Source organism: Arthrobacter sp. SDTb3-6 (assembly GCF_013376095.1).
GTDB lineage: Bacteria > Actinomycetota > Actinomycetes > Actinomycetales > Micrococcaceae > Specibacter.
In genome coordinates this window covers 1-26,705 of sequence record NZ_JAAMFN010000016.1, presented here as the reverse complement: position 1 = coordinate 26,705, position 26,705 = coordinate 1, and the positions used below count along the sequence as shown (strand labels likewise).

The window sequence follows — 26,705 nt, the reverse complement described above, 5'->3', positions numbered from 1 at the left end:
TTCGCCGAACACAAGAAACAACTCTAATATGTCCGGCCCCCATGTACAAAATCGGCCCCGGCCGCCGTCAGCAGGTGGTGCCGGCGGCAGGGACCTTTCCGTTGACAAAGTAGTCGTCCACGGTGGACGTCAGGCATTGGTTTGCCCGGCCGTAGGCGGTGTGCCCGTTGCCCTTCCAGGTCACCAGGACGCCGGAATCCAGCTGCTTGGCCAGCGACTGCGCCCACTTGTACGGGGTGGCGGGGTCGCCCGTGGTGCCGATGACCAGGATGGGGCCGGCGCCCGGTGCGGCAATGGGGGCCGGCCTGCCGGTGGCCGGGAACGGCCAGTACTTGCACGTCAGCCCCGAGTAGGCCAGCAGTGCGCCGAAGGTGGGGGAGGCCTTCTCCAGGGCCGCCGCGTCGGTGCGCATGTGCGCGGTGTCCGAGTCCATCGGGTAGTCCAGGCAGTTGATGGCCGTGAACGCCGCCGCCGTGTTGGAGTTGTACTTGCCATCCGAGCCGCGGTCCGCTGAGTAGTCGGCCAGCATCAGCATGCCGGAGGCGTCCCCGGCGAAGGCCTGTTTCAGTGCCGCGGCGAGGGGCTCCCACAAGTCGGTGGAGTACATGGCGAACGCCACGGCGTTGGTGAACTCGGTGCCGGTCACCACGCGGCCGCTGGAGGTCTGTTGCGGCGTTTTCGTGTACACGGCATTCAGCTGGCGGATTTGCTCCACCGCCCCGTCCACGGTGCCGGAAACCGGGCAGTCCTTGGTGCCCAGGCAGTTCTTCGCCCAGGCGTGCAGGGCATTTTCAAAGCCGACCGCCTGCCCCATGGAAATCTGGTCAATCCCCAGCGACGGGTCCAGGGCGCCGTCCAGGGAGAACCGTCCCACCCGGGAAGGGAACAGGCCGGCATAGGTGGCGCCGAGCTTGGTGCCGTAGGAAAAGCCCATGTAGTTCAGCTTCGCATCGCCCACCACGGCGCGCAGGATGTCCATGTCGCGGGCGGAGCTGACCGTGTCCACATGGTCCAGGATATTCCCCGAGTTCTTCACGCACAGCTCGGTCTGCGCCTTCGAGTCCGCCTCGGCGGCCTGAAACCCGGCCGTCGTGGACATGTCGTAGTCCTTCTGCCGTGACGCGTCCATCTGGGCGTCATCAAGGCACTTGACGGGGTCCGAGCGCTGGACCCCCCGCGGGTCAAAGCCCACAATGTCGTAGGCGGCGCGCAGCTTCGCGGAGAAGTACTGCCGGCCGCTGTTGACCACCAGGTCCACGCCGGAGCCGCCCGGTCCGCCGGGATTGACCAGCAGGGACCCGAGCCGCTTTCCGGTGGCAGGCAGCCGAGTGACGGCGAGCTTGATGGACTCCCCGCCCGGCTTGGCGTAGTCCAGCGGCACCTTCACCTTCGCGCACTGGAAGCCGCCGTTGCAGGACGTCCACGTCACCACCTGTCCGTAGTAGGGGGCCAGGTCCGCCGGCACGTCGCCAATGACGGACGCCTGCGCACTGGCAACCACCGTCGGTGCCGTCGCGGGGGCGGGGGCCGGAGCCGAGCAGGAGCCCAGCAGGAGGGCGCCCACGGCCGCCATGGCGATGGTGAGGGAAAGGCGGAGGCGGTGCCGCCGTCGTACGGGTGCGTGGGGCATGGGGGTCCTTTGCGGATCTAGAGCAGGCTGACGGCCATGGCTTCAAGGGCCAAAAGCGGGGAGACGTTGGTGGTGGTCAGGCGGCGGCGCACGGCGTTGATGGCGTCCATCCGGGCCAAGGTGGCTTCAGGGCGGCCCCGGGCGGCGAACTCGGCCAGGTGGTCGCGGAGCGGCTCGTTGACCAGTTCCACGGACCCTTCGCAGGGCACGACGCCGGGCCCTCCCTGCGCCGCCAGCTGGAGCACCAGCACGTCCCGGTAGAAGGAGAGGAGGTCCGTCAGGGCCCGGTCCAGCTGGTCCGTCACCGAGCGCTTGGAGCGGCGCTTCTGGTCCTCCTCCAGGGCCCTGACCTGCGCGCGCATGGGCGGTGGCAGGGTGCCGGTTTCGGGGGCGCCGAGGTCGCGCAGCAGCTTGGCCTTTTCGGCAATGTCGCGTTCCTCATTGGAGGATCCGGCCTCCGCCTGGGCCAGCTCCAGCAGGTTCCCGGCGGCGCGCACGGCCGCCGAAACGTCGCGCAGGGAAAAAGGCAGGCGGACGATGGTGTCGCGCCGCTCCCGGGCGCCGGCGTCGGAGGCCAGCCGGCGGGCAATGCCAATGTGGCTCTGCGCGGCACGGGCGGCGTGCAGGGCCAAGGCGGGTTCAATCCCGTCGCGGCGCACCAACAGGGCCGCCACGTCCTCCACCGGCGGCAGGCGGAGCGTGAGCGTGCGGCAGCGCGAGCGGATCGTGACCAGCACGTCGGCCGGGCTGGGCGCGCACAGGATCCAGATGGTGCGCGGCGGCGGTTCCTCGATGGCCTTGAGCAGGACGTTGGTGGTGCGTTCGGCCATGCGGTCGGCGTCGCCCACGATCATCACGCGCCACCGGGACGAGGAAGGGCTGTCGTGGGCCTTGCGGACCAGCTCGCGGGCCTCCTCGATGGTGATGGTGGTCTTTTCGGTGGCGATGAACGTGACGTCCGCGTTGGTGCCGGCGAGCGTGGTGTGGCAGGCCTTGCACACGCCGCAGCCGCGCTCGGCCAACTGCTCGCGTTCGCAGACCAGCGCGGCGGCGAAGGCCAGCGCGGCGTTGGAGCGCCCGGACCCGGGCGGGCCGGTCAGCAGCCAGGCGTGCGTGGGGTTGCTTGACTGGGCGGCGCGGCGCAGCTGCTCCACCACGGGCCCCTGCCCCTGCAGGTCCACCCACACGCTCATGCAGCGCCCGCTTCCCTGGCGGCCAGCAGCTCCAGGACACGGGTGCGCACCGCCGCGGCCAGCTCGTCCACCGGCCGGCCGGCAGGCAGCACCAGGTAGCGTTCGGGGCGGGCGGCCGCCCGGTCCAGGAATGCCTGGCGGATGGCCGCGTGGAAGTGGTCGGGCTCGGATTCCAGCCGGTCCTCCGCCGCATCCCCCGCGGTGCGTCGGCTGCGCCCGTCCTCGGGGGAGACATCCAGCAGCACGGTGAGCTCGGGCCACAGCCCGTCGGTGGCCCATTCGTTGAGCCGGCGGACCTCGGCGGCCCCCAGTCCCCGGCCGGCCCCCTGGTACGCGATGGAGGAGTCGATGTAGCGGTCGGTGATGACCACCTCCCCGCGTGCCACGGCGGGGGCGATCACCTGGGCGGCGTGGGCGGCGCGGGAGGCGGCAAAGATCAGCGCCTCGCAGCGGGCGTCAATCTCGCCCTGCCCGTGGTCCAGCACCAGCGAGCGCAGCTTTTCGCCCACCGGGGTCCCGCCCGGTTCGCGGGTCCGCAAAACGGTGCGCCCGGCGTCGGACAGGGCCCGGGCCAGCAGGGCGGCCTGGGTCGATTTTCCGGCCCCGTCACCGCCTTCAAAGGCAATGAACAGGCCGGGCTGGGCGGCGGGTGGGAAAGTCACGGTCCCAGCTTACCGGCCGCCGCTGACAGGCCTCCCGGCTTGTCCACAGGCTGCGGCCGCCGGCCCGGCCCGTGTCACGAATTTTCGTCCGGGGCGCCCGGGCGCACTATCTTTGGAAGCATGACCCTTGAACCTTCCTCCCACCCCGACCAGCTCAGCCCGGAGACGGTGGCGGTGGCCGCCGGCCGGCCCGCCCGCGAGCACGACGCCGCGGTCAACCCGCCCATCGTGCTGTCTTCCACGTACGTGGGCACCGGACAGGTCGTGGACGGCGACAGGGCCTACGGCCGTTACTCCAACCCGACGTGGGACCCGCTGGAGGACGCCCTGGCCGAGCTGGAAGGGGCCGCCCTGCCGGCGCTCGTGTTCAGCTCCGGGCTGGCCGCCGTGTCCGCGGCGTTCTCGCTGATCCCGGTGGGCGGCGTGCTCGTCATGCCGCGGCACTCCTACCAGGGCGCCCTGGTCATGGCACAGGAACTTGCGGACAAGGGCCTGTTCAGCCTGCGCACGGTGGACATTGCCAACAACGACGAGGTCATCGCCGCCCTCACCGGGGCCGGCGAAAAGGCGGCCGACATGTTGTGGCTGGAAAGTCCCACCAACCCCATGCTTGAAGTGGCAGACCTGCGCGTCCTGTGCCGTTCCGCCAAGGCCGTGGGTGCCGTGGTGGTCACGGACAACACCTTCAGCACGCCGCTGGTCCAAAAGCCGCTGGACCTGGGCAGCGACGTGGTGCTCCACTCGGTTACGAAGTACCTGGCCGGGCATTCCGACGTCATCCTGGGCGCCCTCATCACCTCTGACAAGGACCTGCGCCACACGCTCCTCCACCACCGTTCCATCCACGGCGCCATTGCCGGCCCGTTTGAGGCCTGGCTGGCCCTGCGCGGCGTGCGCACCCTGGCCCTGCGCGTTGAGCGGGCCCAGGCCAATGCCTTCGAGCTGGCCAAGCGCCTGAACGTGCACGACGGCGTCGAGAGGGTTTTGTTCCCCGGCCTCAACTCCGATCCGGGGCACGAACGCGCCAAGGCGCAGATGCTGGGCTTTGGCTCCATCCTCTGCATCGAGGTGGCCGGCGGCGAGGAGGCCGCCAACACCCTCGTGGAAGCACTGCGCCTGTGGACCCCCGCCACCTCCCTGGGCGGGGTCGAATCGCTCATTGAGCGCCGCCGCCGCCACGCCAACGAGCCCGAATCGGTGCCCGTGAACCTGCTGCGCCTGAGCGTGGGCATTGAAAACGTTGAAGACCTCTGGACGGACCTGGCCCAGGCACTGGACGCCGCCGGACGGTAGGGGAGCCGCGGCGCCCGGGCGGGAAGGCTCCCGGCCGCGGCATGTTTCTTGTCGCCCGCACCGGCTAGGCTGGTGGTGTGAGCTTCTTCCTCTATGCTGCGACCTTTTTCATCCTGGTGGTGCTGGGTGCCGTGGCGTTCGGCGTCCAAATCTGGGCCCTGACCGACTGCCTGCGCACGCCCGCCGCGGATTTTCAGCGCGTCTACAAGCGCACCAAGCAGTTTTGGGGTTCCCTGACGGGAATCTCGGCGTTCTTCGGCTTCCTGTACCTGTTGCCGGTCGTCACCACCTTCAGCTCGCCCAGCCTGGGCATGCTCATGATCATCGACCTTGCAGGCGCCACGGTTGCCGGTGTGTACCTGGCCGACGTCCGGCCCGCCCTGGCCGAGGTCCGCGGGCGGGGCCGCGGCAACCAAAACCGCGGGTCCTCCTGGTAGCATCCGGCAGCAGCCGCGCCTAGTTCGGGTCGACGGCGGCCCACGCCACGGTCAGCTCGCCCAAACGCCACCGCGAGGGGTCGCGCGTGACGGGCCAGCCGTCGTCGTACATCTTCTGGCACATGCGCAGCCAGCGCTGGCGGTGGCCGAAGGGGGCCAGCGGCGCCGCGGCGAGCCAGTGCCGGTCCAGGGCCTGAAGAAAGTCATTGACCTTTTCCCCGGGCACATTGTGGTGGATCAGCGCCTTGGGCAGGCGCTCGGCCACGTCGGAGGGCAGGTTGAAGGCCCCAAAGCGCATCGAGATCGTCAGGGTCCGTGGTCCCGCGGAATCCAGTGCCACCCAGGTGCTGCGGCGGCCGATCTCGTCGCAGGTGCCGTCAACGAAGATTCCGTTGGGGGTCAGCCGGGAGCAGACGGTGCCCCAAATCAGGCGGACGTCCGCCTCCTCGTACTGGCGCAGGACGTTGAAGGCGCGGACCATGGTGGCGTGGCCGGGTACCGGGATTTCAAAGCCGCCCACCCGGAAATCCAGGCCGTCGTGCTCCAGCGGCTTGGCGGTGCGGACCCGCTCGGGCTCGATTTCAATGCCGGTCACATGGGCGCCCGGGCAGGCAGCGCTGATGCGGTGGTGCAGTTCCACGGCGGTGGTGGGTGAGCTGCCGTAGCCCAGGTCCACCACCAGGGGGCGGGCGCCGGCAGTGCTGTCCCGGCGCAGCCGCCACGCTTCCGGGCCGGCCAGCCAGCGGTCCACGCGGCGGAGGCGGTTCGGGTTGGTGGTGCCGCGGGTGGGGTTGCCGAAGGGTTTGCTGCGGGACCGGCCGCGCGGCACGGAATCACGTTGTGCAGGGCCGGTGGAAGCTGTTTTGACCCTTTGGGCACGTTGAACCACTGGATTACACTAATGGCCCGGCGGCGTCCGGCTGAAATAACGTGGCGGGGCTCACGGCCGGCGGCGCTTATGCGCCAAACCCGGCGGTGGGTGGTGCGCATAAGCTGCGGGCCGCTTTCGTTATGCGCCGGACCCGGCGTGGGTTTGGCGCCAGTGGACCAGCTGCGCCAAACCCCGCACGGGTCCGGCGCATAAGCGAAGCGCAGCCTCCATATGCGCAAAACCGCCGGTGAATCCGGCGCATAAAAGACGGCGGCGTGAACGCCGGGCCGGGAGCTTCCGCCGGGTGCGCAGCGGCACGTAGCATTGCGTCCCGCAGCGGGCCCGCGGGGCCCGTGCCGGTAGGATGACACCATGACCTATACCCTGATTTTGCTCCGCCACGGCCACAGTGAGTGGAACGCCAAGAACCTGTTCACCGGCTGGGTGGACGTTGACCTCAACGACCAGGGCCGCCAGGAAGCAGTGCGCGGCGGCGAGCTGCTGGTGGAGAACAACCTCCTGCCGGACGTGCTGTACACCTCGCGGCTCAAGCGGGCCATCAACACGGCCAACCTCGCCCTCGACACCGCCGACCGCGGCTGGATTGACGTCAAGCGCGACTGGCGCCTGAACGAACGCCACTACGGTGCGCTGCAGGGCAAGGACAAGGCCCAGACGCTGGCTGAGTTTGGCGAGGATCAGTTCATGCAGTGGCGCCGCAGCTACGACACCCCGCCGCCGCCGCTCTCCGATGACAGCGAGTTTTCGCAGGCGCACGACCCCCGCTACGCAGGCCTGGGCAACGCCCTGCCGCGCACCGAGTGCCTCAAGGACGTGCTCATCCGGCTGCTGCCCTACTGGGAATCGGACATCAAGGAAGACCTCAAGGCCGGCAAGACGGTGCTGGTCACGGCCCACGGCAATTCCCTGCGCGCCCTGGTCAAGCACCTGGACGGCATCTCCGACGACGCCATCGCCTCCCTGAACATCCCCACCGGCATCCCGCTCGTGTACGAGCTGGATGAGGACTTCACCCCCGTCACCCCCGGAGGCACGTACCTGGACCCGGATGCCGCAGCGGCCTCCATCCTGGCCGTGGCGAACCAGGGCAAGAAATAAGGCCATAAAGCACGACGGCGGCCGGTGCCCTTTCGCTCGAAAGGTCACCGGCCGCCGTCGTGCTTGGCGCCCGGGCAGCTGCCTAAACGGCCAGGAAGTCCTCGGCCTGCCATTCGCCGGTGACCAGGTAGGAGACCTTGCGGGCCACGGAGACGCCATGGTCGCCGAAGCGCTCAAAGTAGCGGCTGGCCAGGGTGACGTCCACGGTGGTGGCGGGCGTTTCGGCCCACCCGGGGGCACCCATGGCGGAAAAGACCGTCTTGTGCAGCTTGTTGATCTCGGACTTGGCAGCGGCGATGTCGCCCACCAGCCCGAGGTCCCTGGACTCCAGCAGTTCGGCGACCTTGCGGGCAATGACGAGGTCCTGCCGGGCCAGTTCGGCAAAGGTTTCCCGGAGCGGCTCCGGGATGACGTTGTTCGGGTACCGCAGCCGGGTCAGCTGGGAAATGTGGCGGGCCAGGTCGCCCATGCGCTCAAGGGAGGCGCTCATGCGCAGTGAGCCGACGATCATGCGCAGGTCGCTGGCCACCGGCCCCTGCAGGGCGAGTACGTCGATGGCGCGCTCGTCGAGGTCGTTTTGGAGAAAGTCGATCCGCGCGTCGGCAGCGATGACTTCCTGGGCTGCCTGCAGGTCGGCTGCGGCAAAGGCCGTTGAGGACTTGTCAATCGCATCAATCACCAGTGAGGAAATCTCCACCAGGCCCTCCCCGATTTGGTGAAGTTCAGCCTGAAATACTTTGCGCACGCGTGGTTCCTTTCATGGGCAGCCCGTTACATAGGTGGGCTTGATCATCTCCCACCTTGCCATCCAAGTGTTAACGCGGCCGCACCATCAGGTGAACGTTGGCTGAACGGGCGGCCACGGGTGACCCATTTGGGGCGGCCCGGGTGGAAACTGCGCATAGTCTTGGGATGTGAATCCTTTGCTGATTGGAGTGGCTGCCGGGCTGGTGGGCCTGGCCATGGGCATGTTCGGCATGCTCGCCTTCAGCACCAGCGAACGGGCCCGCCGCCGCACCGTGGACGTCGGCGAACCGTCACTGCCGGAGGGCTCCGCGGAGATCCTTTCCGTGGTGGGCAAGGCCTTCATCGTCATTGACGTGGTCGACGGCGTGGTCCGCGCCAGCCCGGGCGCCTACGCGTTCGGCCTGGTCCGCGGCCACACGGTGGTCCACCAGGAATTGCTGGACCTGGCCCACCGGGTCCGCCGCGACGGGGTCATTGAGGAGCGCGAGCTGCTCCTGCCCCGCGTTCTCCTGCCAGGCCAAGGCACTGCCCCAGGTTCGACGCCGGACGCCGGCCCGGGTGCGCAGCCCCCGCCCGGTTCCCCCGGCCAAGGCACGCTGGTCATCCAGGTGCGCGTGGCGCCGCTGGGTGAGGAATACATCCTGCTGTTGGCCGACGACCGCACCGAAATTGCCCGCACCGAGGCCGTGCGCAACGATTTCGTCGCCAACGTCTCCCACGAGCTGAAAACGCCCGTGGGCGCCATCTCACTGCTGGCCGAGGCGCTGGAGTCGTCCCCGGATGACGAGGCGACCGTCCGCCGCTTCGCGTCCCGCATGATCACCGAGTCGGCCCGTCTGGCCGCCTTGGTCCAGGACATCATTGAACTTTCGCGGCTGCAGGGCAAGGACATCGTCCAGGCGGGCACCGACGTGGACATCAACGCGGTCATCGCCGAGGCCGTGGACCGGACCCGGCTGCCGGCGCAGGCCAAGAACATTGTTCTTGCGGTGGGCCCGCCCGTCCCCGCCCTGGTCCACGGCGACGCGTCCCAGCTGGTGACTGCGCTGCGGAACCTGATCGACAACGCCGTGCGCTATTCCCCGGAAAACACCCAGGTGGGGATCGGGCTCCAGGTGCGTGACGGCGTCGTCAGCGTCAGTGTCTCCGACCAGGGCGACGGCATGAGCCCGGAAGACCAGGAGCGTGTCTTTGAGCGCTTTTACCGGGTGGATGCGGCCCGGTCACGCCACACGGGCGGCACGGGACTCGGCCTGAGCATCGTCAAGCATATTGTGGGCAACCACGGCGGCGAGGTCACCCTGTGGTCCGCGCCCAAGACAGGCTCCACGTTCACCGTGCGCCTGCCCCAACTTTCCCCGTCCACCAGCGACGCCGCCCTGAGCCTTGGCACCGGACGGAAGCAACGCTGAACCACACCACAGCTGGGTTATGACACAGCTGAGTCACAAGGAGCAAGTACACGTGAGCCGCATCTTGATTGTCGAAGACGAAGAGTCCATCAGCGACCCCCTGTCCTTCCTCTTGGCCAAGGAAGGGTACGAGGTGGAGGTGGCGGACGATGGGCTGGACGCCCTGGTGGCGTTTGAACGCAGCGGCGCCGACCTGGTGCTGCTGGATCTGCAGCTGCCGGGCATGAGCGGCACCGAGGTCTGCAAGCACCTGCGCCAGCGCTCCACCGTCCCCATCATCATGCTCACGGCCAAGGATTCGGAGATCGACAAGGTGGTGGGGCTGGAGCTGGGCGCCGACGACTATGTCACGAAGCCGTACTCGTCCCGTGAACTCATGGCCCGTGTCCGGGCCGTACTGCGCCGGCAGGGTGAACCGGAGGAGCTGGTCAGCTCCACCGTGCAGGCCGGCCCGGTCCGGATGGATGTGGAACGGCACGTGGTCACCGTGCACGGCGAGGGCGTGTCCTTCCCGCTGAAGGAGTTTGAACTGCTGGAAATGCTGCTGCGCAATGCCGGGCGCGTGCTCACGCGCGGGCAGCTGATCGACAGGGTGTGGGGATCGGACTATGTGGGCGACACCAAGACGCTGGACGTGCACGTCAAGCGCATCCGGAGCAAGATCGAGCCGGACCCGGCGGCGCCGCGGTTCCTGGTGACGGTGCGCGGGCTCGGGTACAAGTTCGAGCCGTAGGCCGCGAGCCGCAGGCCGCAGGGCAGGTTGCAGGCCGCAGGACGCAAAGGGACGGCCACCGTGATTCACGGTGGCCGTCCCTTTGCTGTGGGCGCAACGTCAGCTGCGCCCTGGCAGGACTGCGGTTACGGGGTGGCCTTGGCGGTGGGCAGCATGTCCTTGTACTCGGCCAGGGTGCCGTCCAGGACCGGGACGGTCAGCGACGTCGAGTCGGTCGTGGCGCCGGACCCGCGCAGCTGCAGCACCTCGGTGGCGCCCGGGGCTGCCGTGACGGTGCTCAGGATCGCCTTGTCGGAGGCGCCGTTGAGGACCAGCGGCACGCCCGGCTTGACGGTGACCTCGGTCTGTGATCCCTGGTCGCCGCTGATGGTCAGCGTGGCGTCGGAGTCGGAGGTGTTGTAGAACGTGCCCAGGACGCGGCCGGGGGCGTCACTTCCTTGGGAGATGACCAACACGTTGCGCAGTTCCAGGCTGCCCACATTCGCATCAACGCCGTCGGAGACAACCTTGATCTTCGTGGTGCTTTGCTCATTGATGGCACTGCAGCCGGTGAACGCGATGGCACCAATGCCAATCGCGGCAATCAGGCTCAAGCGCCGGGCTCGTTTGGCACCGGGCATGCCGGCAGCGATTCTCACGTCAGTAACTCCTCATGGAAAAGACAAATATCTGCCACCACCTTATCCGCAATCGGGGCGAAAGCATGCTTTTGTGGCGGTTTCCCGGCGGGGGCGTGTATTGTGTGCGGCCGCCACTGCATCCCGGAAGCGTTTAGTCAAGGGCCCAAAAAATCTCCACTTGTTGGAGCAATTATGCCGTGGAAGTTTCCGCAGGAGCCCCTGACCTGCGGAAACTCAAGGAAGTAGGCGGCTGGACGTGGTAAACTGGGAGTATTGGAAAGGGAGAATCCACATGCTTTTTGAGGTCGGCGAGACAGTAGTTTACCCACACCACGGTGCGGCCAAGATCGAAGAGATCAAGATGCGCACGGTTCGGGGTGAAGAGAAGATGTATCTCAAGCTCAAGGTTGCCCAGGGGGATCTAACCATCGAAGTGCCCGCGGAAAACGTAGACCTCGTCGGGGTCCGCGACGTGGTGGGCAAGGAAGGCCTGGAACACGTTTTTGACGTGCTCCGCGCGGAATTCACGGAAGAGCCCACCAACTGGTCCCGTCGTTACAAGGCCAACCTGGAAAAGCTGGCTTCCGGTGACGTCATCAAGGTGGCCGAGGTTGTCCGCGACCTCTGGCGCCGCGACCACGACCGCGGGCTGTCCGCCGGCGAGAAGCGGATGCTGGCCAAGGCGCGGCAGATCCTGATTTCCGAGCTTGCCCTGGCGGAAAAGACGGACGAGGACAAGGCCGCAGAAGTCCTTGATGAGGTCCTGGCCTCGTAGCGGCAACTTCGAACGGGTCCGCGGCAGGACCCGCAAGGAACCCCGGCACCCCACGGTGCCGGGGTTCCTTGCGTCCCAGGCCGCGGTTCCGGGGCTACTGTGGAGTCATGACTGAGGAAGCGGGCGCGCGCTGCGCCGTCATCATTGTGGCCGCCGGTTCCGGGGAACGACTGGGGCACGGGATGCCCAAGGCGCGGGTCCCCCTGGGTGGTTCCACCATGCTGGCCCATGCCGTCAACGGCGTGGTGAAGGCGGGGATTGCCGGCCAAATTTGCATTGCGGTCCCGGCGGGGGACCAGGAGATGGTGGAGCTGTGCGGGGAGCTGGCCGCCGCGCATGCGGAGCAGCCGGACCTGGTGTGGAACGTGGTCGACGGCGGCGCGGACCGGACCGCGTCCGTCCGGGCGGCACTGGCCATGGTGGGACCGGACATTTCCACGGTGCTGGTGCACGACGCCGCCCGGCCGCTGACGCCCACAGGGGTCTTCGAACGCGTCGTGGCCGCCCTGCGCGACGGCGCCAAGGCCGTCATCCCCGCGCTTGCCGTGGTGGACACCATCAAGACCGTGGTCCCCGCCGAATTCCCTGCCACCGGCGCCGGTGTGGAAAAGGTGTCCGGCACGCCGGCCCGCAGCCGCCTGCGCGCCGTGCAGACCCCGCAGGGCTTTGAGCTGGAAACCCTGCGCCGCGCCCACGCCTACGCCGCAACGCTGGTCCCGGCCGAGGCCGCCCAAATCACCGACGACGCCATGCTCGTTGAAGCCATGGGCGGGGACGTGTTTGTGGTCCAGGGGTCCACGCACAGCCTGAAAATCACCACGCCCATGGACCTGCTGTTGGCCGATGCCATGTTGCAGGGGCCGTTGCGCCCGCGCTGGGTGGAGGGGTAGCCGTGGCGGGTGGAGAAAACCGGCCTGTGCTGCCCCGGACAGGCATTGGCGTGGACACCCACGCCTTCGCCGCGGAGGCGGACGGCGCCGGCGCGGGGGTGCCACTGTGGCTGGCCGGCCTGCTGTGGGAGGGTGAGCGCGGCCTGTCCGGCCATTCCGACGGCGACGCCGTGGCCCACGCCGCCGCGGACGCCCTGTTTTCCGCCGCGGGGGTGGGCGACCTCGGCACCCACTTCGGCACCGACCGGCCGGAATGGAAGGGGGCCAGCGGTGTTTCGCTGCTGGCCGAAGCCGCCCGCATCGTCCGGGCCGCCGGATTTGAGATCGGCAACGTCGCCGTGCAGTTCATCGGCAACCGACCCAAGTTCAGCCCCCGGCGGGCCGAGGCCGAGGCGGCGCTCAGCGCAGCGGCCGGCGCACCGGTCTCCGTCAGCGCCACCACCTCGGACGGACTGGGGTTTACCGGCCGCGGCGAGGGCATCACAGCCGTTGCCACGGCGCTGGTCGTCCGGGCATCCTGGCAGGCCCCGGGCCCCGCTGCCGCCGGAGAGGATAACCTAGAGCAGTGACCCTGCGCTTTTATGATTCCGCCACCGCCGCCGTCCGCGACTTTGTCCCGCTCGAGGAAGGCCGCGTCTCCCTGTACTACTGCGGCGCCACCGTGCAGGGCGAGCCGCACATCGGCCATGTCCGCTCGGCGCTGGCCTTTGACCAGCTGACACGCTGGCTGCAGGTCACCGGCCACGACGTGACGGTGGTGCGCAACGTGACGGACATTGATGACAAGATCCTGCTCAAGGCGGCCGAAAACAACGAGCCCTGGTGGGCCCTGGCCTACCGGTTCGAGCAGGCCTTCGAAGACGCCTATGACGCCCTCGGCATCCTCAAGCCCACCTACGAGCCCCGGGCCACCGGCCACATTCCGGAAATGCACGCGCTCATCGCGCAGCTGATTGACCGCGGCCACGCCTACCCGGCACCGGACGGCTCCGGCGACGTCTATTTCGACGTCCGCTCGTGGGCCAAGTACGGGTCCCTGACCCACCAGAACATTGACGACATGCAGGCCGCGCCCGACGCCGATCCCCGGGGCAAGCGCGATCCGCGCGACTTTGCGCTGTGGAAGGGCTACAAGGAGGGCGAACCCGAGACGGCCCGCTGGGAGTCCCCGTGGGGTGCCGGCCGCCCGGGCTGGCACCTGGAGTGCTCCGCCATGGTCACCAAGTACCTCGGCACCGAGTTCGACATTCACGGCGGCGGGCTGGACCTGCGCTTCCCGCACCACGAAAACGAGATGGCCCAGTCTCAGGCCGCCGGCCACGGCTTCGCCAACTTCTGGATGCACAACGGCATGGTCACCTACGAGGGTGAAAAGATGTCCAAGTCCATCGGGAACACCATCAATCCGCGCGAAATGCTGGAAATCGCCCGGCCCCTGGTGGTCCGCTACTACCTCGGCCAGGCCCACTACCGCTCCGTGCTGGACTACCGGCCGGGCTCGCTGGCGGAGGCAGCGGCCGCCGTCGAACGCATTGAAACGTTCGCCCGGGCCGCCCTGGCAAAGCTGTTCCCCGGCAACGGCGTCAGGTACGTCGGCACCCGCCCGGAGGCGTTCAGTGCCGCGATGGATGACGACCTGAACATCCCGGCGGGCCTCGCTGTTTTGCATGAAACCGTGCGTGCCGGGAACACGGCGTTGGCCGCGGGCGACGCCGACAGTTTGCAGGAGGCGTTCCTGGCCGTCATGGGCATGACCGACGCGCTGGGCATCAACCCCCTCGACCCCCGGTGGCAGGAGGGCGGCGGGTCCGGAGCCGAGCTCGACGCCCTCGACGTGCTGGTCAAGGCCCAGCTGGAAGCGCGTGCGCAGGCGCGGGCGGCGAAGGACTGGGCCGAATCCGACAGGATCCGGGACATCCTGGCGGCTGCCGGCGTCGAGGTCGCCGACACGGCCGACGGCGCCACCTGGTCCCTCAAGCGCTAGCCACCCACCCAACGCCCGGTTGCAACCGGGGCGTTTTCCGCCAACGCTCGCGCGCAACCGGGGCGTTTTTCGTGAACGCTCGCGCGCAACCGGGGCGTTTTCCGCCAACGCTCCGGCGGGAAGTGCGGAAGCGTTGCCCGATTCCGCCCCGGTTGCAACCGAGCGTTGGTGGGGGGCGGGCGCGTGAGAATCCGCACTTTTGGCACCACATGGCAGAAAACAGGCCGTAAACTGTTAGCTACGGGTTTTAATTCTCCCGTATTCCCGTGTGCCTAAAAACGTCCGCGGGCACGAATTTTGACGAACTTCGGGGCCAGGCAAAGACCGGCACCGCACCAATCGTAAGGGTTTCACCATGGCCAACAGCTCCCGCTCCGGCGCAGTCCGCAAGCTCAAGAAGGGCCCCGTCAAGGGCACAGGCGGACTGGGCCGCAAGGCGCTTGAAGGCAAGGGCCCCACGCCGAAGGCCGAGGAACGCACCTACCACAAGGCCTACAAGAACAAGCAGCTGGCCGAGCGCTCCGCCGCCAAGCGCGGCACGGGCGGCACCACCGCCCCCCGCCGCAGCAGCGGCCCCAAGGGCAAGGCGACCGAAGAACTCGTCACGGGCCGCAACTCCGTGGTGGAGGCACTGCGCGCCGGCATCCCGGCCAAAGCCCTTTACGTGGCGGTCCGCGTTGACATGGACGAGCGCGTGCGCGAATCCATCAAGCTGGCCACCGAACGCGGCATCCCGCTGCTCGAGGCGCACAAGCCGGAACTGGACCGCCTCACCGAAGAGGCCGTCCACCAGGGGCTGGTCCTGCAGATCCCGCCCTACGAGTATGAGGACGCCGTGGACGCGGCCGGGGAAATCATGTCCGAGTGGAAAAAGGGCCACATTGCCAACGCACCCCTGATCGTGGCCCTGGACGGCATCACCGATCCCCGCAACCTCGGGGCCATCATCCGCAGCGTGTCCGCCTTCTCCGGCCAGGCTGTCATCATCCCCGAGCGCCGCAGCGCGGGCGTGACTGCCTCGGCCTGGAAGACCAGCGCCGGCGCCGCCGTGCGCGTGCCCGTCGCGAAGGCGCCCAACCTGAACCGTGCCATTGGCTCCTTCCAAAAGATGGGCTACTTCGTCCTGGGGCTCGACGGCGATGGCGACGTTTCGCTGCCCGACCTCGGCCTCGCGCAGGACCCCATCTGCCTGGTGGTCGGCTCCGAAGGCAAGGGCCTCTCGCGCCTCGTGCGCGAAAACTGCGACCAGATTGTCTCCATCCCGATCAACTCTGCCATGGAGTCGCTGAATGCGTCGATGGCCGTGGGAATCAGCCTGTACGAGGTCTCCAAGCAGCGGGCGGCCCAGGCCTGAGATGCCCGAGACTGTCGTGGAGGATGTGAGCACGCTCGGCACGGCGCTCTCACGGCGCTTCCCCCTGGGTGTCACCCCGCATTCCCGCGAAGAGGGCGCCGACACGGTGAACGTGGCCGTGTACGCCCCTGCCCTGGAACAGCTGGTGCTGTGTTTCCAGCCGCCGGGAGGTGCCTGGAAGGCGATCCTGCTGCCGGACCTGACCGACGGCGTGCACCACGGGTTGGTCTGGGGCATGCCCGTGGGCAGCCGCTACGGTTTTTACGCCGGCGCCCCGGAAGGCCCGGAAGGCAACCTCGACCCCGAAAAGGTCCAGCTGCTGCTTGACCCGTACGGCCGCTACATCGACCAGGCAAAGTGCGCCGACGGTGTCACGCGGTACGTTTCGGTGCGGATGCAGTCAGGTTTTGACTGGGGCGAGGCCAAGAGCCCGCGTACGCCGCAGCGCAACACCGTCATGTACGAGGCCCATGTGCGCGGCCAGACCATGCTGCACCCGGACATCCCCGAGGAGATCCGCGGCAGCTACGCCGGCATGGCGCACCCCGTCATGATCGAGCACCTCCAGAAACTGGGCGTGACCGCCGTCGAACTTCTGCCCATCCATTTCCACATTGACGAGCCGCACCTGGGCGGGACGGGCATGAGCAACTACTGGGGGTACAACACCCTGGGCTATTTCTCCCCGCACGTGCAGTACGCCAGCGCCGCGGCCCGCGCACAGGGCCCGGCGGCCGTGCAGGACGAGCTCAAGGGCATGGTGAAGCTGCTGCACCTGGCCGGGATCGAGGTCATCCTGGACGTGGTGTACAACCACACGGCCGAGGGCGGCCAGGGCGGGCCGGCACTGAGCTGGCGCGGGCTGGGCGAGGAGCAGTACTACCGCATGCGCGACGGCGGCTACGTGGACACCACCGGATGCGGCAACACGCTCAATTTCAGCAATCCGTACGTGATCCGGATGGCGATGGACTCGTTGCGCTACTGGGTGGAGGAATTCCACATCGACGGCTTCCGCTTCGACCTGGCCGTATCGCTGGCCCGCGACGGCGCCCATGAATTCACCCACCAGCACCCCTTCCTGCTGGCCGCGGCCACGGACGGCGTGCTGTCCACCACGAAACTGATTGCCGAGCCCTGGGACGTGGGCTACGGCGGCTGGCAGACCGGGAACTTCCCCACCGGCTGGTCGGACTGGAACGATTCCTTCCGTGACAGCGTCCGTGAAGTGTGGCTGACCGACCGTGCCGCGGCGCTTGACGGGCACCACAGCGGCAACCTGGCCAAGTTCGGCGACGCGCTGGGCGGCTCCGCCGCGCTGTTTGCCCGGTCCGGGCGCAGCCCCCTGGCCTCGGTCAACCTGGTCACGGCGCACGACGGCTTCACACTGGCGGACCTGACCGCGTACAACGAAAAACACAATGAGGACAACCAGGAAGGCAACCGGGACGGGCACGGGGACAACCGCAGCTGGAACCACGGGGTCGAGGGCATCACGAACGACCCCGCCATCCTGTCCGAGCGCGGCCGCACCGCCCGCAACATGATGGCCACGCTCCTGCTCGCCCAGGGCATGCCCCTGATTTCCGCCGGCGACGAGCTGGGCCGCAGCCAGGGCGGAAACAACAATGCCTACTGCCAGGACAACGAAATCGCCTGGCTGGACTGGTCCATGGACCCCGACGCGCAGACCATGCTGGCAGCCACCCGGCGCCTGGTCCAGCTGCGCCGCCACTTCCTCAGCGAGCAGCCCAGCAGCTACCCGACACGCGGCGGTGAGGCCTTCATCCATTGGTTTGGCGCGGACGGGGAGCCCATGGCGCCGGAGCGGTGGACCAACCCACACGAACGCATCCTCACCATGCTCATGGGCTCGCCCAACGGAAAAGTGGACGGCCTGGTCATCTTCAACACCGGCATCACCGACGAATCCGTGACCTTGCCGGCCAATCCGCGTTTCGCCGGGGACCCCTCGCTGGCGGCGAACCCCTACCAGCTGCGCATGACCACCTCCGGGCCCTTTGCGACGGACGACGGCGAACCCACCTTCCGCCTGCCCCGCACCGTCCCGGGCGTCCAGGCGGGCGAAGCCGTCCCGGTCGAGGCCAACACGGTACTGATCTTCCGCAACCTGCTCCCCAGCCCCTGATCGGGACCCCGCCGGTCGAGCTTGTCGGGACCCCGCTTGTCGGGACCCCGCTTGTCGGGACCGTGGCCCTGCCTTACGCCGTGACGATGAGTCCCAGTTCCGCCGGGTCGGCCAGGCCGCGGTGGCGGGGGAGGACCTGCACCCCGTAGCCGAAACTGCCGGACCGGTCGATGACCAGCTCGGCTGCAAACCGGTGCCGGCCGGAGCCCAGGTCCGCGTCCGGCGCCAAATCCAGGGTGCCGGTGTCGGTGAGTTCGTCGTTTTCGCCCACGCGCCCGTACGCCACGGAGACGGTGACGTCGCCCGGGGAAAGCACGCCCAGATGGACGTCGGCGCGGACCTGCAGCGACTCCCCGATCAGGGGTTCGTCCGTGAGCCCGCGGGATTCAACGTGTTCAATGCGGATGAGGCCCCATTCCGTGCGGATCGTGCCGATCCAGGCGGCCAGGTCCTTCGCCTCGGCGTAGCCGCCGGCCCGTGCGGCCCGGCCGGACGCAGCAGCCGGCTGGTACAGGCGCTGCACGTATTCCTTGACCATGCGCTCGGCGGAAACCTTGGGTCCGAGGTTGGCCAGGGTGTGCCTGATCATGGAAATCCAGTGTGAGGGCGGGGCGCCGGTGGCGCCGCGTGATGGGCCGGGCGCGCCGGAGCCGGCGGTTGCCGGGCCGTCGTAGAACCGCGGTGCCACTTGGGTCTCCAGCAGCTCGTACAACGCCGCGGACTCAATGTTGTCGCGTTCCTCGGCGCTGGTGCCTTCGTTGGCGGTGGGAATGGCCCAGCCGTTTTCGCCGTCGTACAGCTCGTCCCACCAGCCGTCCATGACGGAAAGGTTCAGCGAACCGTTGATGGCGGCCTTCATGCCTGAGGTCCCGCAGGCCTCCAGGGGCCGCAGCGGGTTGTTCAGCCACACGTCGCACCCCGGGAACAGGGTCCGGGCCATGGCGATGTCGTAGTTGGGCAGGAAAACGATCCGGTGCCGGACTTCCGGGTCGTCGGTGAACTGGACGAGATCTTGGATCATCTTCTTGCCGGCGTCGTCGGCCGGGTGGGACTTGCCCGCAATGACCAGCTGGACGGGGTGCTCGGGGTGCAGCAGCAGCGCCTTGAGCCGGGCGGGGTCGCGCAGCATCAAGGTCAGGCGCTTGTAGGTGGGTACCCGGCGGGCAAATCCGATGGTGAGCACGTCCGGGTCGAGGGCCGAATCGGTCCAGCCCAGCTGGGCGTCCGCGGCCCCCCGCTTCTTCCACGACGCGCGCAGGCGGTGCCGTGCGTCGTCCACCAGGGCCGCGCGCAGCCGCCGGCGCAGCTCCCACACTTCGCTGTCGCTGACGTCGTACACCTTGGACCAGTCCGGGCCGTCCAGGACGTCGGCGCCAAACTTCTCCCGGGCAAGGCGCGCCAGCTGGGGGTCCACCCAGGTGGGCACGTGGACGCCGTTTGTCACGGACGTGATGGGGACGTCTTCGTGGTCAAAGCCCGGCCACAGTCCGGAGAACATTTTGCGGGACACCACGCCGTGGAGCTTGGCCACGCCGTTGGCGCGCTGGGCCAGGCGCAGGCCCATGACCGCCATGTTGAACACCTCGGGGTTGCCGCCTTCGTAGTTCTCCGCGCCCAGGGCGAGGATGCGGTCCACGGGAACGCCGGGGGCCAGCTCGCCGGCAAAGAAGTGCTCAATCATGCTGCGCGGAAAACGGTCGATCCCGGCCGCAACGGGCGTGTGCGTGGTGAACACGGTCGACGCGCGGCCGGCGGCCAGGGCCTCGTCCCAGGACAGCGGGCTGGGTGTGACGGCGGGGTCCATGAGCTCGCGGATGCGTTCGATCCCCAGGAATCCGGCGTGGCCCTCGTTCGTGTGGAACACCTCGGGTTCCCGTGTGCCGGTCAGGCGGGCGTGGACGCGCAGCGCCTTCACCCCTCCCATGCCCAACAGCAGCTCCTGGGCCAGGCGGTGGTCGCCGCCGCCCCCGTACAGCCTGTCGGTCACCCCGCGGGCGGCCCCGTCGTTTTCAGCCACATTGGAATCCAGCAGCAGCAGCGGCACGCGGCCCGCATCGGCGCGCCAGATGTTGGCGCGGAGCATGCGGCCCCCGGGCAGCGGCAGCGAAATCTGCGCCGGCGTGCCGTCGTCCTCGCGCAGCAGGGTCAGCGGCAGGGCATCCGGGTCCAGCAGCGGGTACGTTTCCTGCTGCCAGGCGTCCCGGGACAGCGACTGCTTGAAATATCCGGCCTGGTACAGCAGCCCGACGCCGATCAGCGGCACGCCCAGGTCGGAGGCGGCCTTGAGGTGGTCGCCGGCCAGTATGCCCAGGCCGCCTGAATACTGTGGCAGCACCTCGCTGATGCCGAACTCCGGGGAGAAGTAGGCGATGGCCTGCGGGGCGTCTGCTCCCAGCGACTGGTACCAGCGCGGCCCGCCCAGGTAGGCGTCGAGGTTCTCCCCGGCGTCGGCCACGCGCGCCACCACGTCCGGGTCCGCGGCCAGCGCCTCCAGCTTCTCCCGTGACACCGCGGCGAGCATGGCCAGCGGGTCGTGCCGCACCTCGTCCCACAGGGCGGGGTCCAGCGACTCGAACAGCTGGCGGGTGGGCAGGTGCCAGGACCAGCGGAGGTTGGTGGCCAGGCGCGGCAGTGCGCCGATGGGCGCGGGGACAACGGTGCGGACGGTGAATCTGCGAATGGCCTTCATGCCGGTCACCCTAGCCCATGGACGTTACGCCCGTCCGCCGACGCCGACACAAACGACGATTCATGACGTCACGAACGCCTCCGGCCCCGGGAACCGCTTCATATCCGCACGCAAACGGCCCATATCCGAAGATGGCCTTCGCATTCTGGGTGCGGAGTCGCTAACGTCGAGATTGTGACTACCTTGAAGACCATTCCGACAGCGCCCGGCGTCGGCCAGGCAGATGCACTTGCCGCGGCAGGACTGCGCTTCGGGCGCATCCCCGTCACCAACGTCCAGCCCGTCATCGAGGACGGGAAGTTCCCGGCCAAGGCCGTGCGGGGGGGAGCAGTCAACGTCCGTGCCGTCGTCTTCCGGGAAGGGCACGACGCCGTCGGCGCCACCGCCGTTCTGCTGGACCCGAGCGGGAAGGAAGTCCAGCGGACGCGCATGGCCCCGCAGGGCAAGGGCACCGACGCGTGGGCGGGCACCCTCACCCCGACGGCGGAGGGCGACTGGCAGTTTGCCGTTGAAGGCTGGACCGATCTTTACGCCACCTGGACCCACAACGCGCAGGTCAAGATCAACGCCGGAGTGGACGTCGCGGTCATGCTTGCGGAAGGACACCTGCTGCTGTCCCAGGCGGCCAGGGACACCCCGCACCCCCAGGACGCCAAGACGTTCAAGCACGCCGCCAAGGCGCTCGCGGACATCACACTGAACACGAACGACCGCCTGGCCGCCGGCACCGGCGCGCAGGTGCGTGCCGCCGTCGCCCGTTTCCCGCTCCGGGACCTGGTGACGCGCAGCCGCAGCTATCCGCTGAAGGTGGAACGCGACGCCGCCGGGCGCGGCGCCTGGTACGAATTCTTCCCGCGGTCCGAGGGTGCCCGCCGCAACCCGGGTACGGGGGAGTGGACCAGCGGGACCTTCAGGACGGCCGCCCGCCGCCTGCCGGCCGTCGCGGACATGGGATTCGACGTGGTCTACCTGCCGCCCATCCACCCCATTGGCACCGTCAACCGCAAGGGCCCCAACAACACGCTGACGGCCGGCCCCGCGGATCCCGGCTCGCCGTGGGCCATCGGCTCCGCGGTCGGCGGCCACGACTCGATCCACCCGGACCTGGGCACCTTTGCCGACTTTGACGCATTTGTGGCCGCCGCCAACGAGCTGGAGCTGGAGGTGGCGCTGGACCTGGCCCTGCAGTGCGCCCCTGACCACCCGTGGGCCACGGAGCACCCGGAGTGGTTCACCACCCGCGTCGACGGGACCATTGCGTACGCGGAAAACCCGCCGAAAAAGTACCAGGACATCTACCCGCTGAACTTTGACAACGATCCGGCCGGGCTGTCGGCGGAAATCCTGCGGATCGTGCGCCTGTGGATCAGCCACGGCGTGAAGATCTTCCGCGTGGACAACCCGCACACCAAGCCCGTCTGGTTCTGGGAGTGGCTGATCGGCACGGTCAACGCCGAGCACCCCGAAGTGGTGTTCCTGGCGGAGGCGTTCACCCGCCCGGCCATGATGGCCGCCCTGGGCCGGGCCGGTTTCCAGCAGTCCTACAGCTACTTCACCTGGCGCAACACGAAGGAGGAACTGGAGGAGTACCTGCACCACGTCAGCCGCGAATCGGCAGGGTATTTCCGGCCCAACTTCTTTGTCAACACCCCGGACATCCTCACCGAATTCCTGCAGTACGGCGGCCCGGCGGCCTACAAGATCCGTGCCGTACTTGCCGCCATGGGCAGTCCGCTCTGGGGCATGTACGCCGGCTACGAGCTGTACGAACACGTGGCCCGGCCGGGGTCGGAAGAAAACATCGACAACGAAAAGTACGAGTACAAGGACCGCGACTTTGCCGGCGCCGAGGCCGCCGGCAAGTCGCTGGCACCCTTCGTCACCTTGCTGAACACGATCCGCCGCACCCACCCGGCCCTGCTGGACCTGGAAAACCTGACCCTGCACGAAAGCTCGGACGACGCCACCCTGGTCTTCAGCAAGCACAAGGCAGTCGCCGCCACGGCTGATGCGCCGGCCGGCAAGGACACCATCATCGTCGTCATCAACGTGGACCCGCACAGCGTGCGCGAAGGCCGGCTCACCCTGGACCTGGACGCCCTGGAGCTGGACGGGCTCGCCCCGGACGGGACGTTCATTGTCGACGAGCTCATCACCGGCGCCACCTGGAACTGGGGCAAGCAAAACTATTTCCGCCTCGACGCCCACCTGGAACCGGCCCACATCCTGCACGTGCGGCGGTAGGCATGTCCTCCTGCCGGCGTTATCGCAGCGGCTCCAGCCCCGGATCGGCAGCGGCCTGATGGACAGTGGCATCCTTGGGCTGGTCGCGGACTGGCTGCCCGCCCAGCGCTGGTACCCCCTCAAGGGCGACGCCGGACAGGGCACCTCCCTGCGCAGCGCCGGCAGCCTGGCGCTGCCGTCCACGGTGGCCGGCACGGAATTCACCGTACTGTTCGTCGGCGTCGTCCCCGCCGGCCCGCCACCGTCCCCGGACGACGCCGGGCGTTCCGTTACGCTGCAGGTCCCCGTGGGCGTCTCCGGCCACCGTCCGCCCGGTGTGCCACAATCCGCGATTCTGGGAAAGCTGCCAACAGGTGGCTGGGTGTATGACGCCCTGGCAGATCCCGGCTTCATCGCCGCCTGGCTGGACGTGGTCTCCGGCGCCACCCCGCTGGAGGGCATCAGCACCTGGCACAGTGCCACCGCACTGGCAGCCGCGGGCGGCACGGCGGGCGCAGCCGCGGGCCCGGCTACGGGCGCAGCCGTGGCGGCCGTGCGGTCCGTGGCGGCTGAACAGTCCAACAGCTCGGTGGTCTTTGAGCTGGCGGGCCGGCCCCTGGTGGCCAAGTTCTTTCGCGTTCTCCAGCCGGGGGTGCACCCGGAAGTGGAGATCGGCAGGGCACTCGCGCGGGCCGGATGCGCCACCGTCCCGGTCCTGCAGGCCGCTGCCTGCCTCGGCCCCAGGGCCGCGCCGGCGGGTGCCGGGACGGCAGGCACCACGCTTTTTGTCATCCATGACTTTATTTCCGGCGGCGTCGACGGATGGACCACGGCCCTGGCCGCAGCTTCCTCCGGCAGCGATTTTTCCCGCCAGGCCCGTGGCATCGGCGCCGCCCTGGCACGGCTGCACACCGACCTGCTTACGTCCCTCGGGACGGCCGGGACGGACAGCGGGACCGGGGCGTTTGTCGAGGCGCTCACCGCCCGGCTCACGTGGTCCTGGGAACGGGCGGGTGCCGCCGTCGGACCCTACGATGAAGCCTTCGGCGATATCCTGGCACAACTGCGCCAAATAAGGCAGGTTCCGCTGCTGCAGCGCATCCACGGGGACCTTCACCTGGGCCAGCTCCTTCACGTGGTGGACCCCGGCGGGCCGCAGTGGTATTTCCTGGACTTTGAGGGCGAACCACTCCGGCCGCTTTCCAGCCGGGGCGCGCCGGACGTGGCGTTGCGCGACGTGGTGGGCGTGCTGCGCTCCTTCGACTATGCGGGGGCGCAGGCCACCGGCCGGTCGCATGCCACCGCCGGGGACGCTGCGGCGTGGGCCAAGGCGGCCGCCGCCGCCTTCATCGACGGCTACCAGGAAGTCCTGCCCCGCAGTATTGAGGCGGAATCGGCGCTTTTCATGGCATTGTGGCTGGACAAGGCGTTGTACGAGGTTGTTTATGAATTGCAGAACCGGCCTGATTGGGTTGGTGTGCCGGTGAAGGCTGTTCGGGATTTGTTTGAATCAAGGGAAAGTAGTGTGGACATGGGACTGAAGAAGACATTGCCGCTGGCTGTTGCTGACGGGGTCTTGGCCAGTGTTTCCGAGGGGACCTACTACGCGCCGCACTCGGTGCTCGGGGCGCACCTGGATTCGGAGGGTTTTGCAACCATCCGCACCTTGCGCCACCTGGCGGAGTCCGTGAAGGTCCTGACCGGTGGCCGCACGCACGCGATGACGCACGAATACGGCGGAATCTGGGTTGCGGTGGTGCCTGTGGAGGAAGCCGGGCACGTGCCGGACTACCGCCTGGAAGTCCGTTATGGCGACGGCGTTCACGAGGTGGATGATCCCTACCGCTACCTGCCGACCGTGGGCGAACTTGACCTCCACCTGATGGCTGAAGGGCGGCACGAGGCCCTGTGGACCGTCCTCGGCGCGCACGTGCAGCGCTACCATTCAAGCCTCGGCGACGTCCACGGCGTCAGCTTTGCGGTCTGGGTTCCCGCCGTGCGGGCCGTGCGTGTCATCGGCGAATTCAACAACTGGGACGGCCGGTCCCACGCCATGCGCACCCTGGGCGCCAGCGGCGTGTGGGAACTCTTCATTCCGGACGCGGCGGCGGGCGACCGCTACAAATTCCAGATCCTGACCGAGGACGGGCGCTGGCTGGAAAAGGCCGACCCCATGGCGTACGGCACCGAGGTACCGCCGCTCACCGCGTCCCGCGTGGTGGAATCCGCGTATTCCTTCCAGGATTCAGAATGGATGGCAGCCCGGGCGGCACGGGACCCGCACAACTCGCCGATGAGCGTCTACGAGGTCCACCTGGGTTCGTGGCGCCAAGGCCTTTCGTATCGCGAGCTGGCTTCGGAACTGGTTGAGTACGTCCAGTGGCTCGGCTTCACGCACGTCGAATTCATGCCTGTCTCCGAACACCCCTTTGGCGGTTCCTGGGGGTACCAGGTCACCTCCTACTATGCGCCCACCTCCCGCTTTGGCCACCCGGACGAGTTCCGCTTCCTCGTCGACTCCCTGCACCAGGCCGGGATCGGGGTCATCATGGACTGGGTCCCGGCACACTTCCCCAAGGACGAATGGGCCTTGGCCCGGTTCAATGGCGGGGCACAGTACGAGCACTCCGATCCGCGGCTGGGCGAGCACCCCGACTGGGGCACGCTCATTTTCGACTTCGGCCGGAATGAGGTGCGCAACTTCCTGGTGGCCAACGCACTGTACTGGCTTGAGGAATTCCACATCGACGGACTGCGCGTGGACGCCGTCGCGTCCATGCTTTACCTCGACTACTCCCGGGAAGACGGCCAGTGGAGCCCAAACCGCTTTGGCGGGCGGGAAAACCTGGAGGCCATCAGCTTCCTGCAGGAAATGAATGCCACCGCCTACCGCCGCAATCCGGGGATCGTCACGATCGCTGAGGAGTCCACGGCATTTCCCGGGGTCACGGCCCCGACGGGTGCGAACGGCCTTGGCTTCGGCATCAAGTGGAACATGGGCTGGATGCACGACTCCCTGACCTACATGGCAGAGGACCCGGTGAACCGAGGCTGGCACCACAACCAGATCACGTTCTCCTTGGTCTACGCATTCACGGAAAACTTCCTGCTCCCCATCAGCCACGACGAGGTGGTCCACGGCAAGGGCTCGCTGTTGCGGAAAATGCCGGGGGACCGGTGGCAGCAGCTGGCCAACCTTCGCGCCTACCTCGCCTTCCAATGGGCTCACCCGGGCAAGCAGCTGATTTTCATGGGCACCGAGTTTGGGCAGGAAGCGGAGTGGAGCGAACAACACGGACTGGACTGGTGGCTGACGGAAAACCCGCCGCACCAGGGGATCCAGCTCCTGGTCCGGGAGCTGAACCAGGTCTACGCCGGCACTCCCGCGCTCTCTGAACTGGACAACAAGCCTGAAGGCTTCACGTGGATCAACGGTGGGGACACGGCCCACAACGTGGTGTCCTTCATCCGGTGGGACAACGGCGGAAACCCGCTGGTGTGCATCATCAACTTTGCCGGTGTCGCCTACGAGGGCTTCCGGGTGGGGCTGCCCCAGGGCGGGCAGTGGCGGGAACTGCTGAATACGGACCGGGCCGAATACGGTGGATCGAACGTCCTCAACGATGGCCCGCTTCCCGCCGGAACGCAGGCCTGGGACGGGCAGCCACACTCGGTCGCCCTGCGGCTTCCAGCGCTCGGCGCCGTCTACCTGCGGCCGTCCGGCGACTGACACGCGCATGTCCTGATGGACATCTTCCTGCTGTTTGGCGAACCCGGCAGCATGGTGTTAGAGTTAGTACCCCGCCGGACATACAGTCCGGCCTTGGATCAGACTCGTTCATCAAGCCATGAAAATTGGCCCGATGGCATGTGTTCAATTTCAGCGATGTGAATCGTCTGAATGCGGACATGGGAAAGAATCAA

General features: G+C 68.1%; 20 protein-coding genes. 13 read left to right on the top strand and 7 right to left on the bottom strand.

The features are described 5' to 3' along the window. Window positions 1–67 precede the first annotated feature (67 nt). The 3 genes from G6035_RS09595 to tmk are packed head-to-tail and all read right to left on the bottom strand — an operon-like array spanning window position 68 to window position 3,485. Complete coding sequence (locus G6035_RS09595) at window positions 68–1,630, bottom strand: alpha/beta hydrolase (protein ID WP_176616866.1); 1,563 nt, start codon at window positions 1,628–1,630, stop codon at window positions 68–70. Window positions 1,631–1,647: 17 nt separating this feature from the next. Beyond that, on the bottom strand, window positions 1,648–2,823 hold the full coding sequence (locus G6035_RS09590; protein ID WP_176616865.1) for a DNA polymerase III subunit delta': 1,176 nt from the start codon (window positions 2,821–2,823) through the stop codon (window positions 1,648–1,650). Next, a complete protein-coding gene (gene tmk, locus G6035_RS09585; RefSeq protein ID WP_176616864.1) occupies window positions 2,820–3,485 on the bottom strand; it encodes a dTMP kinase in 666 nt (221 codons plus the stop codon). Before tmk ends, G6035_RS09590 begins: the two co-directional genes overlap by 4 nt. Window positions 3,486–3,605: 120 nt before the next feature. On the opposite strand from tmk, the gene G6035_RS09580 reads away from it, so the two are divergent. Both G6035_RS09580 and G6035_RS09575 read left to right on the top strand, forming a co-directional pair. Next, window positions 3,606–4,778, top strand: coding sequence for a PLP-dependent aspartate aminotransferase family protein (locus G6035_RS09580; protein ID WP_176616863.1), 1,173 nt, complete (start codon window positions 3,606–3,608; stop codon window positions 4,776–4,778). Between the two features lie 77 nt (window positions 4,779–4,855). Further along, window positions 4,856–5,215 (top strand): DUF2516 family protein, encoded by a 360-nt coding sequence (locus tag G6035_RS09575; RefSeq protein ID WP_176616862.1) that lies wholly within the window; start codon window positions 4,856–4,858, stop codon window positions 5,213–5,215. 19 nt (window positions 5,216–5,234) lie between these two features. Here the strand turns inward: G6035_RS09575 and G6035_RS09570 are convergent, their stop codons facing one another. Then, window positions 5,235–6,044: a class I SAM-dependent methyltransferase gene (locus G6035_RS09570; protein ID WP_176616861.1), complete on the bottom strand. Its 810-nt coding sequence runs from the start codon at window positions 6,042–6,044 to the stop codon at window positions 5,235–5,237. Between the two features lie 414 nt (window positions 6,045–6,458). Here G6035_RS09570 and G6035_RS09565 point away from each other — a divergent pair, with 414 nt between their 5' ends. After that, a complete protein-coding gene (locus tag G6035_RS09565) occupies window positions 6,459–7,205 on the top strand; it encodes a phosphoglyceromutase (protein ID WP_176616860.1) in 747 nt (248 codons plus the stop codon). 82 nt (window positions 7,206–7,287) lie between these two features. On the opposite strand, the gene phoU is transcribed toward G6035_RS09565, so the two are convergent. Beyond that, a complete protein-coding gene (phoU, locus tag G6035_RS09560; RefSeq protein WP_176616859.1) occupies window positions 7,288–7,950 on the bottom strand; it encodes a phosphate signaling complex protein PhoU in 663 nt (220 codons plus the stop codon). Between the two features lie 169 nt (window positions 7,951–8,119). Here phoU and G6035_RS09555 point away from each other — a divergent pair, with 169 nt between their 5' ends. After that, window positions 8,120–9,364: a sensor histidine kinase gene (locus G6035_RS09555; protein ID WP_371130943.1), complete on the top strand. Its 1,245-nt coding sequence runs from the start codon at window positions 8,120–8,122 to the stop codon at window positions 9,362–9,364. Between the two features lie 52 nt (window positions 9,365–9,416). Beyond that, window positions 9,417–10,097 carry a response regulator transcription factor gene (locus G6035_RS09550; protein ID WP_176616858.1) on the top strand — a complete coding sequence of 227 codons (681 nt, stop codon included), beginning with the start codon at window positions 9,417–9,419 and terminating at the stop codon, window positions 10,095–10,097. 125 nt (window positions 10,098–10,222) lie between these two features. Here the strand turns inward: G6035_RS09550 and G6035_RS09545 are convergent, their stop codons facing one another. Then, complete coding sequence (locus G6035_RS09545; protein WP_176616857.1) at window positions 10,223–10,735, bottom strand: hypothetical protein; 513 nt, start codon at window positions 10,733–10,735, stop codon at window positions 10,223–10,225. A gap of 274 nt (window positions 10,736–11,009) precedes the next feature. Here G6035_RS09545 and G6035_RS09540 point away from each other — a divergent pair, with 274 nt between their 5' ends. The 6 genes from G6035_RS09540 to glgX all read left to right on the top strand — a co-directional run bounded on the left by G6035_RS09540 (window position 11,010) and on the right by glgX (window position 17,869). After that, on the top strand, window positions 11,010–11,492 hold the full coding sequence (locus G6035_RS09540; protein ID WP_176616856.1) for a CarD family transcriptional regulator: 483 nt from the start codon (window positions 11,010–11,012) through the stop codon (window positions 11,490–11,492). A gap of 107 nt (window positions 11,493–11,599) precedes the next feature. Then, window positions 11,600–12,382, top strand: coding sequence for a 2-C-methyl-D-erythritol 4-phosphate cytidylyltransferase (ispD, locus tag G6035_RS09535; protein WP_176616855.1), 783 nt, complete (start codon window positions 11,600–11,602; stop codon window positions 12,380–12,382). A gap of 2 nt (window positions 12,383–12,384) precedes the next feature. Further along, entirely contained in the window at window positions 12,385–12,951 is a 567-nt protein-coding gene (gene ispF, locus G6035_RS09530) for a 2-C-methyl-D-erythritol 2,4-cyclodiphosphate synthase (RefSeq protein WP_176616854.1), read from the top strand. Further along, on the top strand, window positions 12,948–14,366 hold the full coding sequence (gene cysS, locus G6035_RS09525; protein WP_176616853.1) for a cysteine--tRNA ligase: 1,419 nt from the start codon (window positions 12,948–12,950) through the stop codon (window positions 14,364–14,366). The genes ispF and cysS overlap by 4 nt, the downstream gene beginning before the upstream one ends. A 355-nt stretch (window positions 14,367–14,721) precedes the next feature. Beyond that, window positions 14,722–15,720: a 23S rRNA (guanosine(2251)-2'-O)-methyltransferase RlmB gene (gene rlmB / locus G6035_RS09520; RefSeq protein ID WP_176616852.1), complete on the top strand. Its 999-nt coding sequence runs from the start codon at window positions 14,722–14,724 to the stop codon at window positions 15,718–15,720. 1 nt (window position 15,721) lies between these two features. Beyond that, window positions 15,722–17,869 carry a glycogen debranching protein GlgX gene (gene glgX / locus G6035_RS09515; RefSeq protein ID WP_176616851.1) on the top strand — a complete coding sequence of 716 codons (2,148 nt, stop codon included), beginning with the start codon at window positions 15,722–15,724 and terminating at the stop codon, window positions 17,867–17,869. 73 nt (window positions 17,870–17,942) lie between these two features. Here glgX and glgP read toward each other — a convergent pair whose 3' ends face one another. Further along, on the bottom strand, window positions 17,943–20,558 hold the full coding sequence (gene glgP / locus G6035_RS09510; RefSeq protein WP_176616850.1) for an alpha-glucan family phosphorylase: 2,616 nt from the start codon (window positions 20,556–20,558) through the stop codon (window positions 17,943–17,945). A 183-nt stretch (window positions 20,559–20,741) separates the two neighbouring features. On the opposite strand from glgP, the gene G6035_RS09505 reads away from it, so the two are divergent. Then, on the top strand, window positions 20,742–22,802 hold the full coding sequence (locus G6035_RS09505) for an alpha-1,4-glucan--maltose-1-phosphate maltosyltransferase (protein ID WP_305144524.1): 2,061 nt from the start codon (window positions 20,742–20,744) through the stop codon (window positions 22,800–22,802). A gap of 58 nt (window positions 22,803–22,860) precedes the next feature. Further along, window positions 22,861–26,511 carry a 1,4-alpha-glucan branching protein GlgB gene (gene glgB / locus G6035_RS09500; RefSeq protein ID WP_176616849.1) on the top strand — a complete coding sequence of 1,217 codons (3,651 nt, stop codon included), beginning with the start codon at window positions 22,861–22,863 and terminating at the stop codon, window positions 26,509–26,511. Window positions 26,512–26,705 lie beyond the last annotated feature (194 nt).